Origin of the sequence: Bizionia saleffrena (assembly GCF_008086175.1) — a bacterium.
GTDB lineage: Bacteria > Bacteroidota > Bacteroidia > Flavobacteriales > Flavobacteriaceae > Bizionia > Bizionia saleffrena.
This window is the reverse complement of the sequence record NZ_VSKM01000003.1, coordinates 23,554-36,975: the sequence shown is the minus strand read 5'-3', so window position 1 is coordinate 36,975 and position 13,422 is coordinate 23,554. Positions and strand designations below refer to the sequence as shown.

General features: G+C 36.4%; 11 protein-coding genes. 4 read left to right on the top strand and 7 right to left on the bottom strand.

Features of this window, described 5'->3' with window-relative positions; genetic code table 11:
- Window positions 1-114: 114 nt before the first annotated feature.
- The 5 genes from ES676_RS03110 to ES676_RS03090 all read right to left on the bottom strand — a co-directional run bounded on the left by ES676_RS03110 (window position 115) and on the right by ES676_RS03090 (window position 6,445).
- Window positions 115-282: a lmo0937 family membrane protein gene (locus ES676_RS03110; protein ID WP_148368585.1), complete on the bottom strand. Its 168-nt coding sequence runs from the start codon at window positions 280-282 to the stop codon at window positions 115-117.
- Window positions 283-377: 95 nt separating this feature from the next.
- The gene (gene uvrA / locus ES676_RS03105) at window positions 378-3,209 is read right to left on the bottom strand and encodes an excinuclease ABC subunit UvrA (protein WP_148368584.1); all 2,832 of its coding nucleotides are present in this window, start codon (window positions 3,207-3,209) and stop codon (window positions 378-380) included.
- A gap of 93 nt (window positions 3,210-3,302) precedes the next feature.
- On the bottom strand, window positions 3,303-4,028 hold the full coding sequence (locus ES676_RS03100) for a hypothetical protein (RefSeq protein WP_148368583.1): 726 nt from the start codon (window positions 4,026-4,028) through the stop codon (window positions 3,303-3,305).
- Between the two features lie 135 nt (window positions 4,029-4,163).
- Complete coding sequence (ggt, locus tag ES676_RS03095) at window positions 4,164-5,858, bottom strand: gamma-glutamyltransferase (RefSeq protein ID WP_148368582.1); 1,695 nt, start codon at window positions 5,856-5,858, stop codon at window positions 4,164-4,166.
- A complete protein-coding gene (locus ES676_RS03090) occupies window positions 5,855-6,445 on the bottom strand; it encodes an acyl carrier protein phosphodiesterase (RefSeq protein WP_148368581.1) in 591 nt (196 codons plus the stop codon). The genes ggt and ES676_RS03090 overlap by 4 nt, the downstream gene beginning before the upstream one ends.
- A gap of 75 nt (window positions 6,446-6,520) precedes the next feature.
- On the opposite strand from ES676_RS03090, the gene glmM reads away from it, so the two are divergent.
- Entirely contained in the window at window positions 6,521-7,912 is a 1,392-nt protein-coding gene (gene glmM / locus ES676_RS03085; RefSeq protein WP_148368580.1) for a phosphoglucosamine mutase, read from the top strand.
- Window positions 7,913-7,990: 78 nt separating this feature from the next.
- Here the strand turns inward: glmM and ES676_RS03080 are convergent, their stop codons facing one another.
- A complete protein-coding gene (locus ES676_RS03080; protein WP_148368579.1) occupies window positions 7,991-8,881 on the bottom strand; it encodes a lysophospholipid acyltransferase family protein in 891 nt (296 codons plus the stop codon).
- Window positions 8,882-8,944: 63 nt separating this feature from the next.
- On the opposite strand from ES676_RS03080, the gene ES676_RS03075 reads away from it, so the two are divergent.
- Window positions 8,945-9,616 carry a rhomboid family intramembrane serine protease gene (locus ES676_RS03075; protein ID WP_148368578.1) on the top strand — a complete coding sequence of 224 codons (672 nt, stop codon included), beginning with the start codon at window positions 8,945-8,947 and terminating at the stop codon, window positions 9,614-9,616.
- Window positions 9,617-9,673: 57 nt separating this feature from the next.
- On the opposite strand, the gene ES676_RS03070 is transcribed toward ES676_RS03075, so the two are convergent.
- Complete coding sequence (locus tag ES676_RS03070; protein ID WP_148368577.1) at window positions 9,674-10,825, bottom strand: TlpA disulfide reductase family protein; 1,152 nt, start codon at window positions 10,823-10,825, stop codon at window positions 9,674-9,676.
- A 112-nt stretch (window positions 10,826-10,937) separates the two neighbouring features.
- Here ES676_RS03070 and mnmE point away from each other — a divergent pair, with 112 nt between their 5' ends.
- Both mnmE and ES676_RS03060 read left to right on the top strand, forming a co-directional pair.
- Complete coding sequence (gene mnmE, locus ES676_RS03065) at window positions 10,938-12,329, top strand: tRNA uridine-5-carboxymethylaminomethyl(34) synthesis GTPase MnmE (protein WP_148368576.1); 1,392 nt, start codon at window positions 10,938-10,940, stop codon at window positions 12,327-12,329.
- 117 nt (window positions 12,330-12,446) lie between these two features.
- Window positions 12,447-13,211: a hypothetical protein gene (locus ES676_RS03060; RefSeq protein WP_148368575.1), complete on the top strand. Its 765-nt coding sequence runs from the start codon at window positions 12,447-12,449 to the stop codon at window positions 13,209-13,211.
- The last annotated feature ends 211 nt before the right edge of the window (window positions 13,212-13,422 follow it).

Genomic DNA, 13,422 nt, shown 5'->3' with positions numbered 1-13,422 from the left:
TTAGGACATAAAAAAGGTATTCAATTTTTTTTAAAAATTTATTTGTTTTGGCGTCCGTTATGTCCCAAAAAAAACGAGCCATTTGGCTCGTTTTTGAACGTGTTTTATCTATTTTTATAATGGTTTACGTCCAGTAATTATATTGTATAGTATAACTATTACAGCTATTACTAATAATATGTGTATTAAATTGTTAGTTCCAATGCCTGGCATCACTCCTAAAAAACCTAGGAGCCAAACAATAATACAAATTACGGCTACAAGCCAAAGAATACCTCTCATAATATTTTGGTTTTAAGTTATGTTACTAATATAGTAAACAAAATTTTATGATAACGTTAATTTTTTATCAAATAACTAATATATTAACGCGATAGTTATTGTAACTCTTTTTTCAGGAATTTTGCGGTGTAACTTTTCTTGTGTTTTGCAACGTGTTCTGGCGTGCCTTCTGTGATGATTTCACCGCCTCCTTTTCCGCCTTCGTAACCGATATCTATAATATGATCTACCGTTTTTATAACATCTATATTATGTTCAATAATTAGCACAGTATTGCCTTTATTGGCCAATTCGTTTAACACTATCATTAGCACTCTAATATCTTCAAAGTGAAGTCCTGTTGTGGGTTCATCTAGAATATAAAAGGTATTTCCGGTATCGCGTTTGCTTAATTCGGTAGCAAGTTTAATACGTTGGGCTTCACCACCGGATAAGGTTGTGCTTTGCTGCCCTAATGTAATATAACCTAAACCAACCTCTTGAATGGTTTTTAGTTTTCTATAAATCTTCGGAATGTTCTCAAAAAAGTCAACCCCTTCATTAATAGTCATATTTAAAACATCGCTGATGCTTTTACCTTTATAACGAATTTCTAAGGTTTCGCGATTAAAGCGTTTCCCTTGGCAGGTTTCGCATTCTACGTACACATCTGGAAGGAAATTCATTTCTATAACCCGTAAACCACCACCTTTACACGTTTCGCAACGTCCGCCGGAGACATTAAAACTAAAACGTCCGGGCTTGTAACCACGAATTAGTGCTTCGGGAATTTTTGCAAATAAACTTCTTATTTCTCCAAAAGTTCCTGTATAAGTTGCAGGATTACTTCGTGGTGTTCTACCAATGGGAGATTGATTAATATCGATTACTTTATCAATATGCTCTAAACCTTTAATGCTTTTATAGGGCATAGGTTTTTTTACGCCATTAAAATAATATGCGTTGAGAATAGGGTAGAGGGTTTCGTTAATTAAAGTCGACTTACCGCTTCCGGAAACGCCAGTAACGCCAATCATTTTTCCTAAAGGAAATTTAACCGATACGTTTTTTAAGTTGTTTCCTGTACAGCCTTTTAATTCAATAAAGTTGCCGTTTCCTTCACGGCGCTTTTTAGGGATTTCTATTTTTCGCGTACCATTAAGGTATTCGGCAGTTAGCGTGTGCTCTTTTAATAGTTGTTTTGGTGTTCCTTGACTTATAATTTCGCCACCGTATTTTCCAGCGCGCGGTCCGATATCAATAACATGATCGGCACGTTCTATCATATCTTTGTCGTGTTCGACAACAATTACCGAGTTTCCAATATCGCGCAACGCAATTAATGAGTTGATTAGTTTTTCGTTATCGCGTTGATGTAAACCAATACTTGGTTCGTCGAGAATATATAACACACCCACTAATTGCGAACCAATTTGAGTCGCTAATCGAATACGCTGTGCCTCGCCACCAGATAGTGATTTCGAGCTTCGGTTTAGGGATAAATAATCTAAACCAACATCGAGTAAAAACTGAAGTCTAGCTTTAATTTCCTTAATCACTTCCTCTCCAATTTTAAGCTGTTTCTCTGTTAGATTTTTGCTTAGCGTATCAAACCATTCCGCTAAATCTACAATGTCTTTACTGGCTAATTGTGCAATATTCTCACCATTCACTTTAAAATACAAAGATTCTTTACGTAAACGCGCACCTTTGCACACCGGACATTCTACTTTGTCCATATACTCTTTAGCCCAACGTTGTAAAGATTTAGATTCAGCAGTGTTGTATTGGTTCTCGATAAAATTAGCAATCCCTTCAAAATCTATTTTGTAATCTCTGGCGATGCCAAGCGTTTTACTGTCGACTGTAAATTTCTCGTTACCACCGTATAAAATAATTTTTTTAGCTTCTTCGGGAATGGATTTATAAGGATCGGTTAATTTAAAATTATAGCGCTGTGCAATAATTTCTAATTGCTTGAAAATCCAACTTTTTTTCTCTGGACCTTGCGGCGCTAATGCTCCGTTTTTTATCGATAAGCTCTCGTCGGGAACAATTTTATTTTCATTGACCTGATAGAGGTCGCCAATACCACTACAATTGCTACAGGCGCCTTTTGGAGAGTTGAATGAAAAATTATTAGGTTCTGGATTGGGATACGAAATACCAGAACTTGGGCACATTAAGTTTCGGCTAAAATAACGTGCTTCTTGCGTGTCTTGATCGATTACTAAAAGCACATCGTCTCCGTGATACATTGCCGTATTAATGGTCTCGCTTAAGCGTTTGTCATTTTCTGTTGTATCGTCTATTTTAAGTCTATCGATTACAATTTCAATGTCGTGCATTTTGTAACGATCCAGCTTCATTCCTTTTTTAAGGTCTACAATTTCGCCATCTGTTCTTACTTTTACAAACCCTTGTTTTGCAATTTGCTCGAATAATTCGCGATAGTGTCCTTTACGAGAACGGACCACAGGTGCTAGAATATTAATGCGTTTACCTTTAAAATCGGTTATAATTAATTCTTTGATTTGCTCATCGTTATAGCTCACCATTTTATCGCCTGTATTGTAACTGTAAGCATCGCTGGCACGCGCATATAATAGACGTAAAAAGTCGTAAATTTCGGTAATCGTACCCACTGTGGAACGCGGTGACTTACTTGTTGTTTTTTGCTCGATAGCAATAACAGGCGAAAGTCCGTCAATTTTATCCACATCGGGGCGCTCTAATCCGCCAAGGAATTGCCTCGCATACGCCGAAAATGTTTCAATATAACGACGCTGTCCTTCAGCATAAATAGTATCGAAGGCTAAAGACGATTTTCCACTTCCTGACAACCCTGTAATAACTACAAGTTTTTCTCTAGGAATGGTAACATCTATATTTTTTAAGTTATGTACTCTGGCACCTTGTACCTCAATATTATCTTCAAAATTGGTCATAAAATAGCTGTTTTGCCTCAAATTTTAGCAAGATGGCAAAGATACAATTTTTGCCAATGGTTTTGAAATGGAATACGTTAGGTTTTTCTTAAACTACATTGATGCGTCGTTGGGTGTTGTTTTAATATTTTCTAATTCAATACCCAAGACTAACATTTTATGAAAGGTTGGTAAAACGGCACCGGTCTCTGTGGTCGTCCAATCGTTCCAAGAGGCTTCTAGCCCGTTGATAGGTAAAACATCGACCCACATTTGAAAATGAGTAGGCTTCCCGGAATCGTCTAGATGCCACAAATACGAATCTCCAGGCGTTGTGCCACCAGAATTATAGGTAACCAACAACGCTTTCTTAGAGTTTTCTAAAGTAACAATTTTTCGGGTTACGCCGGGATCGAACACTTTGTAAGGTGCAACCAACCAAAAGGAATCGTTATTAAAGTATTTGGTTGCTTGTTCAATATATTGGTGCTTGTCGTCACCTTCAATTTTTACATTATTTTTAAATACCTCACTTTGCGATGGTGTGCCTAAATCTAGACTTACTTTATAGTCTTTCCATAAAACTTCACACGTATTTTTGGCTTTATTCCACTTAAAATGATGACGTCTTTTAAAGGTCCATTCTATATAATCGGTGTTTTTATAAGCTTCATAATTTAATTCATCCAGCATACGCTCTGCTAAAACATTGGCTTGTTCGTTTTCTATTCCCGTTGGGAGTTTTTCGTTGTATTTAAGGTATACAAAGCCAAAAAGAAGCAGCGAAGGCAAAGTGAAAAATATAATTATTCCGATGACTATTTTTAATCCTTTTTTCATTGACGTTTATTTTTATAGCGTTGATTTAAATCTGAATAGATTCTGATTTGTAACTGTAAATTTAAATAGATTTTTCGTTTGAAAGCCTTTAATACGCTTCAAATTAATCTTAAGCGGAGTCTGTACATTATGTTTTTAAAACCCAGCAGCTGCATCGTCGCCTCGTTTATCTGCACCACCTTCTAATGTGCCATTGTCTAATACTAAAACGCCATCTACTTTTCCTATAACTGGCGTTCGCGTTTCGTTAGTTATATATCCTTTTTCGTTTAGCTCTTTAATAATAGCCCCTGAAAAACTATGCGGTTCCATTCGTATTTCGTCTGGTAACCATTGGTGGTGAAAACGCGGCGCATTCACCGCATCTTGCATCGTCATTTTATACTCGTGAACGTTTAAAATAGTTTGTAATACCGATGTTATAATCGTCGACCCACCCGGTGTACCCACACTCATAAGTAGTTTGCCGTCTTTTTCTACAATGGTTGGCGTCATTGTGCTAAGCATTCTTTTTTCAGGGAGAATAGCATTTGCTTCGGCACCAATTAAACCATAGACATTTGGGACACCCGGTTTACTAGAAAAATCGTCCATTTCATTGTTTAAAAAGAAGCCCAATTCACTACAATATAATTTAGAACCGTACCCCGAGTTTAAAGTGGTCGTTACGGAAATAGCATTACCAAACTGATCGACAATAGAATAGTGCGTGGTTTCGTCACTTTCGATAATATCTACTTTTCCGTGTTCTATTTCGGTTGACGGTGTTGCTTTTTCAAATGAAAAGGTAGCCATTCGGTCTTTTAAATACGCCTCACTAATCAGTTGGTCTTGAGGTATGGTTACAAAATCAGGATCTCCTAAATAGTAACTTCTATCGGCATAGGCACGGCGTTCAGCTTCGGCAATCACTTGAATGGCTTTTACCGAGTTATGGCCCATCGCCTCTAAATCGAAAGGCGCGATAGATTTCATTATTTGTCCTAAAGCAATACCACCACTCGACGGCGGCGACATAGAAATAATGCGTAGATCATCGTAATTAAAAGTGACTGGTGTACGCCATTTGGCATCGTATTTTGCTAAGTCGTCTTCCGTAATAATACTGCCATTCTCTTTAAGAAAACGAACTAATGTTTTTGCAATGTCCCCTTTATAAAAAGCATCGGGTCCCTTTAGCATTATCGTTTCGAGTGTTTTTGCTAGATTTGGGTAAGCTATAGTGTCGTGTACTTTCCAATGTTTCGCTAAGTGAATGGTATCGGTATTCGTTACTAAAAAATCGTTGCGTTTTTCGTTTAAACGCGCTTCTTGTTTTTCGGTAACGACAACCCCTCTTTTTGCAAGAGCGATTACCGGTGTCAAGATGGTCTTTATAGGTAGCGTTCCAAACTTTTCGTGCGCTGCAAATACGCCGGCGATTGTACCGGGCACACCCACGGCCAGAGCACCACGTGTACTTAATTCTGGAATGACGTCTCCGTTTTTATCTAAATACATATTTGTAGTTGCGGCCGACGGTGCTTTTTCTCTATAATCTAACGCACCGATATCTCCATTATTTAGTCGGTAGACCATAAAACCACCACCACCAATATTCCCGGCGTAGGGATAGGCAACAGCCAAAGCGAGTTCGGTGGCCATCATAGCGTCGAAAGCATTTCCGCCGTGTTCTAAAATACGTTTTCCGATCTCTGAAGCTTCAACGCGGGCAGATACTACCATTGCTTTTTCTCCAATAACACCACGTGTATTCGTGGTGTTGTCCGTTGTGGTTTTACACGACCAAATAGTTAGTACGCTTAAAATTAGTAGGTAGTGTTTTTTCATTCTTGTAATCTCTTTAATTGTTCTGCTGAAAACGCAATAAGCTCCTCAAAGAAAGCCGTAAACTCCTCTTCAAATTCATCATAAAACTCTATGAGCTCGTTTACGGCTAAATTCATTTGTGCTTTATTTTTTGTTCGTCTATTCATTCCCTCTAATGTTTGGGAAATTCCTTCGATAGTGGCATAGTTTAAAATCCAATTATCGGCCATCATATAAGGCATCATATTTGTGATGCGGGTAGGCAGTGCCTCTGTATTATTGTTAAGTAGTGTATAAAAATCATCGACATAGTCTGCTAGCGGCACGTTAGAGTAACGCGACCAGTTTTTTGCTAGAAAATGATCGTATAAAATATCTACGATAATGCCCGAGTAGTGTCCATAATTTTTATGCAGTTTTTTGGTGCTTAATCTTACGGTTTTATGCGCATCGGTAAAGGTATCGATTTGGCGGTGTAATAAAATACCTGTTTTAATATCCTCTGGATAATCGCGATACTTTTTACCGCGAATACCATCGGCAATAAAATTACCTATAGTAACGCCATCGTTATCCCCTGAGAGGTAAATGTGTGCTAGAAAATTCATTGTGTGAAATTACGAATTAGGAGCTGACTAAAACAATTTTGAAATGTTATATTTGTAATAAAACTAACATACTTTATGACACTTATAAAATCAATTTCAGGAATAAGAGGGACTATTGGCGGGAGAGTAGGTGAGAATTTAACGCCTATAGATGCTGTAAAATATGCTGCCGCTTATGGTACGTGGATAAAACAACAATTAAATAAAGACAGTTATCGCGTGGTGGTGGGGCGTGATGCACGGCTATCTGGTGAAATGATTCAGAATTTAGTAATGCAAACGCTGGTAGGTTTAGGGATTCATGTTATTGATTTAGGCTTATCGACCACACCAACCGTAGAAATTGCTGTGCCTTTAGAGCACGCTGATGGCGGAATTATATTAACGGCGAGTCACAATCCAAAAGAATGGAACGCTTTAAAATTACTGAATGCAAAAGGTGAGTTTTTAGATGCTGTTGAAGGTGCTAAAATATTAGCCTTGGCAGAATCGGATGCGATGCAATTTGCAGCAGTGGACGACTTAGGAAAGATTACAAAAAACGCGGCGTATATCGATATTCATATTGATTCGGTTTTAGATTTAAAAGTAGTGAATACCGATGCTATCGCGAAAGCTAATTTTAAAGTGGTTGTAGATGGCGTAAATTCTACTGGTGGTATTGCTATTCCATTATTATTAGAACGTTTGGAAGTGGAAGCCGTAAAATTATACTGTGAGCCTACCGGGCATTTTCCGCATAACCCAGAACCTTTAAAAGAACATTTAACCGACTTGTCTGAAGCTGTTAAAAAAGCCCACGCCGATTTTGGTATTGTAGTAGACCCAGACGTGGATCGTTTAGCATTTGTAGATGAAAATGGCGAGATGTTTGGAGAGGAGTATACTTTGGTGGCTTGTGCTGATTATGTATTGAGTAAAACCCCAGGTAATACGGTAAGTAATATGAGTTCTACGCGAGCACTTCGCGATGTTACGGAAAAGCACGGTGGTACTTATGAAGCGAGTGCGGTTGGCGAGGTGAATGTTGTCGATGTAATGAAAAAAAATAATGCGGTTATTGGTGGTGAAGGTAATGGCGGAATTATCTATCCAGAATCGCACTACGGAAGAGATGCCTTAGTAGGGGTTGCGCTTTTTTTGAGTTTATTAGCTGAAAAGAAAATGGCTGTTAGCGAATTGCGCAAAACGTACACAAGCTATTTTATGAGTAAAAAGAAGATTGCCTTAACTCCAGAAATTGATGTGGATGCTTTATTAGTGGCAATCACCGAAAAGTATAAAAACGAAAACCTTACAACTATAGATGGTGTAAAAATTGACTTTGCCGATAATTGGGTGCATTTACGTAAAAGTAACACAGAGCCTATAATTAGAGTTTATACAGAAGCAAAATCGCAAGAATTAGCCGATACGTTAGCGGATAATATGATTGCAGAATTACACGCTATAGTAAAGGCGTGGTAAAATAAAAAATGAGTAAAATTGTAATTGCTTACGCCATTTTACTCAAATTATACAGAATACAAGTGTCTCTAGTGTTTTTTATTGAAACTCTGGCGGCACTTTATCTCTATGTTTCCAACGTTTATGCGTCCATAGATAATAGTGTGGATCGGCGTAAATTTGTTCTTCGGTGAGTTTTAAGAATTTATCTGTAATTTCATAATCCTTAAAGTCATTAGGCTGTACTGCCAATGTTGTAAACGTGGTTTCGTAGTAGCCTCTTTTAACACGTTTAACTCCAAAATACACCACTGACATATCAAAACGTTTCGCTAGTAATTCGGCACCCGTATGTACAGGAACTTTAATACCCATAAAATTTTGCCAATGGTGCGCCTTGTAAGGTTTTGGTGATTGATCGGATACAAAACCGTTTATTGTTAATTCGTTGTTTCTCTTAGCAGTAAGAAGTGCTTCGGCAGTTTCTTTAGTCGTAATTAAATACGAGTTAAACTTAGCACGAATTCGTTTAACTAATTTATCGAAATACGGATTTCCTAAACGTTTATAAACCGCATAGCCTTTAGATTTTACATAGGTCTGTAAGACAAAAATCCATTCCCAGCTGCCATAATGAGCGCACATTAATATAACGCTTCGGTTGTTTTCTTCGTGTTGTTTTAATTCTTCTATATTAGTGAAGGTAAATCGTTTTTGCATTTCCTTTTTAGAAATGGTCAATGATTTTAGGGCTTCGACAATCATATCACATAAATGATGATAGAATTTACGCATAATTTCTTTAATCTCAACGTCTGATTTTTCAGGAAATACCAGACTTAAATTTTCTTTAACGACAGCTGCTCTGTAACCGAAAATTTTGTAGACAAAAAAGTATAATACATCTGAAAATGCGTATAGTAACTTAAAAGGAAGCATAGAAATTAACCATAGTAATGGATAAACTATAATATAGACTAGAAATTGCATTAAATAGGTTTAGTTTTACAAACGCAAATATATGTTATATTTGAAACAAACGTAAAGGAATAAATGGGCAATTTAAATAGCATTACAATTATGCTTATTGCAGCAAATGCAATATTTTCATATAAAGGATTTAACAATTACGCTTTTTTCGAGAAGTTCAAATTCGATATCGGAGCCATTCAACGCGGACAAAAATATAGAATGGTGAGTTCTGGATTTTTACATACTAACCCAGCTCACTTATTTATGAATATGTTTGGGTTGTTTTTATTTGCAGATCAAGTTATTGCTGGTGTCGGCGAGATTGGTTTTCTAATCGTGTATTTTGGTAGTTTGCTTGCTGGAAGTCTACTGTCGTTATATTTTAATAAAAACGATTACAATTATACGGCAGTTGGCGCAAGTGGCGCGGTGACCGGGGTATTGTATTCGGCTATTGTTTTGGGACCAGAATTAAAATACTATTTTATATTCTTACCGTCGCGCATAGGGAGTTTCGATTTAGGTATAAAAGGCTACCTTTTAGGAATAGGCTATATGCTGTATACTATTTATGCAATGAAAAAGAAAACGGATAATGTTGGTCACGATGCCCATTTTGGTGGCGCAATTGGCGGTTATGTGTTTACTTTGTTATTAGCAAGCTCGTTGCTAACGGTAAACTTAACCGTAACATTATTATTGGCGTTACCGATTGTTATTTTATTTGTTATGAAGAAAGCAGGGAAATTATAAGTATAAAAAAAGCCTACAACTTGTAGGCTTTTTTATGTTATAGCGAGCGTTATTCTCTTAGCTTTTTGGCTGTAATAATTCAGCGACTTTATCTTCTAACTGCTGACCTCTTAAATTTCTTGCAATTATAATTCCGTTTTCGTCTAAAATAACGGTGGCAGGAATAGAGCGTACACCATATTGTACGGCGATACGTTCTTTCCAACCTTCTAAGTTAGACACCTGTGGCCACGTTAATTTATCATCTTCAATCGCTTTTATCCAACGGTCTTTTTGAGACGCTTTATCTAGTGATACGCCAATAATTTCTAGACCTTTACTATTGTATTTGTTATACATTTTAACCACATTAGGATTTTCTACGCGACACGGTTTGCACCACGACGCCCAAAAATCGATAACCGTCACTTTCGCTTTTATATCGCTAAGAGCAATCGCACTTCCTTCGGGTGTAAACCCTGAGAAATCTGGAGCTTTACTACCCACATTAATTGCGCCTGTAGATTTAGGAGCTACAGTTTTTGCTGCGTTGTTTTTAGTGATAGTTGCTTTTGCATTCTTAACCGCTTCAGAATTTTTAACACTTTCAGATAAGGCCTCATAAAGCGTATTAAATTCAGATTCTTCAACTTTATTTGTTTTTGCCAAACGTTCCAAAGTGATTCCCGAAATTATAGCGTCAGTATTCTTTTTAATAAACGTTTTATCGTTTTTAACAGCTTCAACCATTAAACTATCGTAAGACTGTTTAACAGCTTCCATACCTTCTGTGTTATTAGCTACTTGGGCCGTTTTATAGCGATCGCGTAACTTGTTATTAAAATTTCTTAGAGTTAAGTTGCTTTTATTATATGCAGCAACATAATCATTTTGTTTACTTCCTGTAATTTTAGAACTTTGTAAACTATCCTTATAAACTTCTAAAGTCATCTCTTCATTTTCAAGAATTATAGGAATCACACCATTAAGGGTTTCAATAGTAATATAATAACCATTAGCAGCATCTACACTTCCTACAAACTTGAATGCACCATCTTTAATGACAGCGGTATCTATTACCTTATTCTGAATACCATAAACCGAATGTATTTTCGCAATTTCATCGTTTAGAGCCGAATCGATAGAGGCATTAATTTCGTAGCTTGTATTTTGTTTTTCACAAGAAAAGCCTAAGAGAACAAGGCTTAAAAGCGCTATTTTTTTTATCATAATGGTGTTGAATTTAAATTTAAAATCAAATATAACAGATAAAATGTAGAGGACTAAAATTTTGGCAAAACCTTTTGAGTTTTATCTCTTTTCAATTTAGTATTTTTGCACTATGATGTATAACGATACTATTGTCGCTCTAGCTACCGCTTCTGGTGCTGGGGCAGTTGCTATTATTCGCGTTTCGGGTGTGGATGCTATTACTATTTCAGATTCTTGTTTTAGATCTGTAACCGCAAATAAATCCCTTAAAAAACAGAAAACGCACACACTTCACTTGGGGCATATTATAGATGATAAACGCACTATTGATGAAGTTTTGGTTTCTATTTTTAAAAATCCGAAATCGTATACAGGTGAAGATATAGTCGAAATTTCGTGTCACGGTTCTATTTATATTCAGCAAGAAATTATTCAGTTATTGCTTCGGAAAGGTTGCCGTATGGCCGATGCGGGAGAGTTCACCTTGCGTGCTTTTTTAAATGGTAAATTAGATTTAAGTCAGGCAGAAGCTGTAGCCGATTTAATTTCTAGTGATAATGAGGCCTCTCATCAAGTGGCTATGCAACAAATGCGTGGTGGTTTTTCGAGTGAAATAGCCAAACTGCGTAAAGAACTTTTGGATTTTGCCTCGCTTATTGAGTTAGAACTCGATTTTGCTGAAGAAGATGTAGAGTTTGCCGATCGCTCGGAGTTTAAGGCATTGGTAAAACGAATCGGGATGGTGTTACGTCGTTTAATAGATTCTTTTGCTGTGGGGAACGTTATTAAAAACGGAATTCCAGTGGCTATTGTGGGAGAACCCAATGTGGGGAAGTCTACGTTGCTAAATGTTTTGCTGAATGAAGAACGCGCGATTGTTAGTGAAATTGCAGGTACTACGAGAGATACTATTGAAGATGAATTGGTAATAAATGGTATAGGCTTTAGATTTATAGATACTGCGGGAATTAGAGAAACAAAAGATGTTGTTGAAAGTATAGGGATCAAGAAAACCTTCGAGAAGATGGAGCAGGCGCAAGTGGTTGTTTTATTGTTTTCGGCGATTGAATTTAAAACGGAAGCGGCCCGACTAAAAGTCGAAATAGAGAAAATTAAAAACCGATTACCCTTAAAACCGATGGTGATTATAGCTAATAAAGTCGATACCCTAAATGCTGAAGAAATAGAGCGTTTACATACTGAATTTGAAGATGTTCATTTGTTATCTGCCAAAACCGGAGAAGGAGTAGACGCTTTAAAAGACAAACTAATTGGTTTTGTAAACACAGGTGCTTTAAGAAATAATGAAACGATTGTAACTAATACGCGTCACTATTCTTCTTTATTAAATGCTTTTGAAGAGATTGAAAAAGTGAAATACGGATTGGAAAACGGTGTTTCTGGCGATCTTTTAGCTATCGATATCCGTGAAGCTTTATTCCATTTTGGCGAAATTACAGGACACGTTACTAACGATGAGTTGCTAGGAAATATTTTTGCTAATTTCTGTATTGGAAAGTAATAACAAGTCGTATTTAATAATCAATTAAACAAGTCGTATAATTATTTCATAATAATATTAACTTATCTTGCGGTCTTTTATTTGTAGTCAATACAAATCATATAAAAAGTTATAATCATGGAGAATACTCGTAATAGCGAAGGTAAAGTCGCTGAAATAAATAAGGTAATAGAAAATTACTTTAATACGCATACTAATAAGAACTGGATTCCTGCAAAAGACATTATGCTCGATTTAATAGCAGCAGGCGTTTTTACAAAAGATCAAAAAAAAGGATTACCATTAAGAAAAGTCTTACGCGCTTTAGATAAAGAGAATGCTTTAGATACCATACCTTCTGTACATACCGAGCGTACAGAAACCGCTGTGTATTGGTATTTGGTTAGAAAAGGTGCTACGTTCTCACCAAATGAAGCTATAAACGCAGTCTCAAAAAAAGAAAAAACGAAAGCAAATAGAGAAAATAGCGATGAATTCTACATCTTAGATCTTTGCGACGAATTGCTAAAAGAAAAAGCATCACGTAAGCATACCTTTACTTTTTTGTTAGGTGATATGCATAAAAAAGGAAAAACAAGAACAAAATTACCTTTAGCAGGTTTTTATGAATCGGCTAATTTAGTAATTGAATTTGTAGAAAAGAAAAATAAAACAGAACAGCATTTGGACAAACTAGAGGTTATGACCGTTAGTGGTATTACTCGAAGTGAACAAATAGAAAAGTACAACAAAAGACGACGAGATGTGTTGCAAAAAAAGAATATCAATTTAATTGAAATCGATTATGCTTTATTTGAATGTGATGCTAAAAAGAACTTAAGTCGTAATAAGGATAAAGATATTACCCTCCTTAAAAAAATACTAAAACAGTATATAAAATAGCGTACCAACGGGTATAATAATAGCGGGTTTTATTAAGCATTAGCGCCGTTTGTTTACCATCATTTTAAAATCTTAAAAAAACAAAAGTAGTTGTGGCGTTACTCGGTATTGGGGGCGCTATAGACGATTTGTATGTGCTAATTTAAAAGGATTTACAGCGTCTCTTGGTCGCTATGTCCATACATTTGTTTCTTTAGCGTTGCTTTGCGTG

What these genes read in the sequence shown, in the direction of transcription:
- ES676_RS03110 (WP_148368585.1), bottom strand. Translation starts at nt 282, where the DNA reads ATGAGAGGTATTCTTTGGCTTGTAGCCGTAATTTGTATTATTGTTTGG.
- uvrA (WP_148368584.1), bottom strand. Translation starts at nt 3,209, where the DNA reads ATGACCAATTTTGAAGATAATATTGAGGTACAAGGTGCCAGAGTACAT.
- ES676_RS03100 (WP_148368583.1), bottom strand. Translation starts at nt 4,028, where the DNA reads ATGAAAAAAGGATTAAAAATAGTCATCGGAATAATTATATTTTTCACT.
- ggt (WP_148368582.1), bottom strand. Translation starts at nt 5,858, where the DNA reads ATGAAAAAACACTACCTACTAATTTTAAGCGTACTAACTATTTGGTCG.
- ES676_RS03090 (WP_148368581.1), bottom strand. Translation starts at nt 6,445, where the DNA reads ATGAATTTTCTAGCACACATTTACCTCTCAGGGGATAACGATGGCGTT.
- glmM (WP_148368580.1), top strand. Translation starts at nt 6,521, where the DNA reads ATGACACTTATAAAATCAATTTCAGGAATAAGAGGGACTATTGGCGGG.
- ES676_RS03080 (WP_148368579.1), bottom strand. Translation starts at nt 8,881, where the DNA reads ATGCAATTTCTAGTCTATATTATAGTTTATCCATTACTATGGTTAATT.
- ES676_RS03075 (WP_148368578.1), top strand. Translation starts at nt 8,945, where the DNA reads ATGGGCAATTTAAATAGCATTACAATTATGCTTATTGCAGCAAATGCA.
- ES676_RS03070 (WP_148368577.1), bottom strand. Translation starts at nt 10,825, where the DNA reads ATGATAAAAAAAATAGCGCTTTTAAGCCTTGTTCTCTTAGGCTTTTCT.
- mnmE (WP_148368576.1), top strand. Translation starts at nt 10,938, where the DNA reads ATGATGTATAACGATACTATTGTCGCTCTAGCTACCGCTTCTGGTGCT.
- ES676_RS03060 (WP_148368575.1), top strand. Translation starts at nt 12,447, where the DNA reads ATGGAGAATACTCGTAATAGCGAAGGTAAAGTCGCTGAAATAAATAAG.